Source organism: Actinomadura sp. BRA 177, from assembly GCF_013372625.1.
Classification (GTDB): domain Bacteria; phylum Actinomycetota; class Actinomycetes; order Streptosporangiales; family Streptosporangiaceae; genus Spirillospora.
This window is the reverse complement of sequence record NZ_JABXFD010000364.1, coordinates 1-3,631: the sequence shown is the minus strand read 5'-3', so window position 1 is coordinate 3,631 and position 3,631 is coordinate 1. Positions and strand designations below refer to the sequence as shown.

Annotated in this window: 3 protein-coding genes and 1 pseudogene; 2 read left to right on the top strand and 2 right to left on the bottom strand. The window is 72.4% G+C overall.

The annotated features are described in order from the left end of the window. Positions 1-235: pseudogene (locus tag HUX53_RS20725) on the bottom strand (TldD/PmbA family protein); the annotation flags it as partial. A gap of 5 nt (positions 236-240) precedes the next feature. Continuing rightward, positions 241-1,740, bottom strand: coding sequence for a TldD/PmbA family protein (locus HUX53_RS20720; protein ID WP_176404876.1), 1,500 nt, complete (start codon positions 1,738-1,740; stop codon positions 241-243). Between the two features lie 151 nt (positions 1,741-1,891). Between HUX53_RS20720 and fabG the strand changes: the two genes are divergently transcribed. Both fabG and fabI read left to right on the top strand, forming a co-directional pair. After that, the gene (gene fabG / locus HUX53_RS20715; RefSeq protein WP_176404875.1) at positions 1,892-2,596 is read left to right on the top strand and encodes a 3-oxoacyl-[acyl-carrier-protein] reductase; all 705 of its coding nucleotides are present in this window, start codon (positions 1,892-1,894) and stop codon (positions 2,594-2,596) included. Positions 2,597-2,601: 5 nt separating this feature from the next. Beyond that, positions 2,602-3,387 (top strand): enoyl-ACP reductase FabI, encoded by a 786-nt coding sequence (gene fabI / locus HUX53_RS20710; protein WP_176404874.1) that lies wholly within the window; start codon positions 2,602-2,604, stop codon positions 3,385-3,387. The last annotated feature ends 244 nt before the right edge of the window (positions 3,388-3,631 follow it).

Below are 3,631 nucleotides of genomic sequence, written 5' to 3'. Positions count from 1 at the left end.
GGTCCTCGATCCCGCCGGCGCCGACCGCCGACCGCGACACCACGCCCGCCGCGACGCCGCCGGCGGTGTCGCGCAGCGCGATGACGGTGAGCCGGCTGGAGCGGGTGACCCCGTTGGTGGTGAGGGTGTTGCCCGCCCACCGCAGGTTCGCGGTGCTCGCCTCGTCGGCGATGACGATGCAGTCGTCCGTCCGGGACAGCGCCAGGGCCCGCTCGACGGCCTCCTGCGGCCTCATGGCGTTCACTGGCCCGCCTCCTTCAGGGTGTTGAGGATGTTGACGCCGCGGAACAGCGCGGACGGGCAGCCGTGGCTGACCGGCGCGACCTGCCCCGGCTGGCCCTTGCCGCAGTTGAACGCGCCGCCCAGCACGTAGGTCTGCGGGCCGCCGACGGCCTCCATCGAGTTCCAGAAGTCGGTGGTGGTGGCCTGGTAGGCGACGTCGCGGAGCTGCCCGGCCAGCCGCCCGTTCTCGATCTTGTAGAAGCGCTGCCCGGTGAACTGGAAGTTGTACCGCTGCATGTCGATCGACCAGCTCTTGTCCCCGGCGATGTAGATGCCGCGCTCCACGCCGGAGATCAGCTCGTCGGTGGACGGGCCGCCCTCTGCGGGCCGGAGCGACACGTTCGCCATCCGCTGGATCGGCATGCTGGACGCGGCGTCCGCGAACGCGCAGCCGTTGGAGCGTCCGGCGCCGGTGAGGCGGGCGATGCGCCGGTCGGTCTGGTACCCGGTGAACAGGCCCTCGGACACGATGTCGAACGACTGCGTCTGGACGCCCTCGTCGTCGTAGCCGATGGTGGCCAGGCCGTGCTCGGTCGTGCGGTCCCCGGTGATGTTCATGACCTTGGAGCCGTACTGCATGGCGCCGAGCTTGTCGGGCGTGGCGAACGAGGTGCCGGCGTAGGCGGCCTCGTAGCCGAGCGCCCGGTCCAGCTCGGTGGCGTGCCCGATCGACTCGTGGATCGTCAGCCACAGGTTGGACGGGTCGACGACGACGTCGTAGGCGCCCGGCTCGACCGACGGCGCGGCGAGCTTCTCGGCGAGCAGCTCGGGGATGCGGGCGAGTTCGCCGTCCCAGTCCCAGTGCTCACCGGACAGCCATTCCCACCCGTATCCGGCGGGCGGCGCCAGCGTCCGCATCGTGTCGAACAGCCCGTCGCCGATGCCGACGGCGTTGACGACCGGGTGCAGCCGGACGCGCTGCTGGGTGGTGACGGTCCCGGCGAGGTCGGCGAAGAACTTGTTCTCCTTGACCTGCAGCAGCGTCGCGTCCACGTGGTCGACGCGGTCGTCGCCGAGCAGCCGGCGGCTCCACCCGGCCAGCAGCACGACCTTGTCGCCGGTCGGCACGTCGAACGGGTCGGTCTCGTACGCCGAGACCCACGTCCGCTCCCCGTGGACGGGCTCGGGCGCCAGCTCGATGGGCTCGCGGTTGACGGGCCTGGCGACGGCGGCGACCTCGACGGCCTGCGCGGCGACGCGCGCGGCGCCGTCCGGTGTCAGGTCGATGCCGGCGGCGAAGCCCCAGGTGCCGTCCTTGACGACCCGGACGGACAGGCCGACGTCGTCGGCGTCCAGGGCGGTCTCCAGGGCGGCGTCGTGCAGCCGCAGTGTCTGGCTGCGGATGCGCTCGAGGCGGAAGTCGGCGTGCTCGGCGCCCAGCTCCCGGGCCCGGGTCAGGGCCGCGTCGGCCAGCGCGCGAAGCGGCAGCGCGGTGAAGGCGGGATCGATGTCATGCACCTTCAGCAACCTACCCGCCCGCCCGTCAGCTGATCGAGAACAAAGCGGGGTGAGCGGATCTTGTCGGTTCGGCACATCCGCAGGGCCCGGTGCGGGCCGCTAGTGTCGTGCCGCAGTCACCTGAGTACGAAACTCGACGAGAGGGTCCGTGATGAGTCGCTCTGTCCTCGTCACCGGGGGGAACCGGGGCATCGGCCTGGCGATCGCCCGCGAGCTGTCCGCGGCGGGCGACGCGGTCGCCGTCACCTACCGGTCGGGGGAGCCCCCCGAGGGGCTGTTCGGCGTCCGCTGCGACGTGACGGACGCCGAGGACGTCGACGCCGCGTTCAGCAAGGTCGAGGCGGAGCAGGGCCCGGTCGAGGTGGTGGTCTCCAACGCGGGGATCACCAAGGACACGCTGCTGGCGATCATGAGCGAGGAGTCGTTCACGTCGGTGCTGGACACCAACCTGACCGGCTCGTTCCGGGTCGCGAAGCGGGCCGTGAAGAGCATGATGCGCAAGCGCACCGGCCGGATCGTGCTGGTGTCGTCGGTCGTGGGGCTGATGGGCTCGCCGGGGCAGTCCAACTACGCCGCGTCGAAGGCGGGCATGGTCGGCTTCGCCCGCTCCCTCGCCCGCGAGCTCGGCTCCCGCAACATCACGGTCAACGTGGTGGCGCCCGGGTTCGTCGACACCGACATGACGGCGGTCCTCAGCGAGGACCAGCAGAAGGCCATCACGGCGGCGGTGCCGCTGGGCCGGATCGCCAAGCCGGAGGAGATCGCGAAGGCGGTGCGGTTCGTGGCGAGCGAGGACGCCGCCTACATCACCGGGGCCGTGATCCCGGTCGACGGCGGACTGGGAATGGGGCACTGACGGTCATGGGAATCCTCGAAGGCAAGCGCATCCTGGTGACGGGCGTCCTCACCGACGCCTCCATCGGCTTCCACGTCGCGCGGATCGCGCAGGAGCAGGGCGCCGAGGTGGTGCTGACCGCCTACCCGCGCCCGACGCTCACCGCGCGGACCGCCAAGCGGCTGCCGTCCGGCCCGGACGACCCGCCGCCGGTGATCGAGCTGGACGTGATGAACACCGAGCAGCTGGACGCCCTGGCCGGGAACCTGCGCGAGCACGGCTTCGACCACCTCGACGGCGTCGTCCACGCGATCGGGTTCGCGCCGCAGACCGCGCTCGGCGGCAACTTCCTGGAGACGCCCTGGGACGACGTGGCGACCGCCGTGCACGCCTCCGCGTACTCGCTGAAGTCGCTGACGATGGCGTGCCTGCCGCTGATGAAGGACGGCGGCTCGGTCGTCGGCCTCGACTTCGACGCCACCAAGGCGTGGCCGGTGTACGACTGGATGGGCGTGGCGAAGGCCGGCCTGGAGTCGTGCGCCCGCTACCTGGCCAAGTACCTCGGCCCGCAGGGCATCCGCGTCAACCTGGTCGCCGCCGGGCCGCTCGCCACGATGGCGGCCAAGAGCATCCCCGGCTTCGAGGGCATGACGGACATGTGGCCGAAGGCGGCCCCGCTCGGCTGGGACATCAAGGACAGCGAGCCGACCGCCCGCGCGTGCGCGGCGCTGCTGTCGGACTGGTTCCCCGCCACGACCGGCGAGATCGTCCACGTCGACGGCGGCATCCACGCCATCGGCGCCGCCTACTAGCCGCGACGCCGGCCGCGGGGCGCGCCGCTAGCGGGCGGCCCTGCGGCGGCGGAGGGCGCGGCCGGCGACGGGGGCGGGATGAACGGGACGGGCGTCGGCGCGGCCGGGCCGAGCGGGGGGGGGGTCTGGAGCGGCGGGCGCGTCGTGGGCGTCGGCACGTTGGTCCGCGGGGCCGAGAGCACCGGGGGCGGCGGGTTCGTCGGGGCGCGGATGAACGGCGGCCTGTTGATGGAACGCACCACGC

Excerpts from the sequence above, each read along its gene's own strand:
- fabG (WP_176404875.1), top strand. The coding sequence starts at position 1,892 with ATGAGTCGCTCTGTCCTCGTCACCGGGGGGAACCGGGGCATCGGCCTG.
- fabI (WP_176404874.1), top strand. The coding sequence starts at position 2,602 with ATGGGAATCCTCGAAGGCAAGCGCATCCTGGTGACGGGCGTCCTCACC.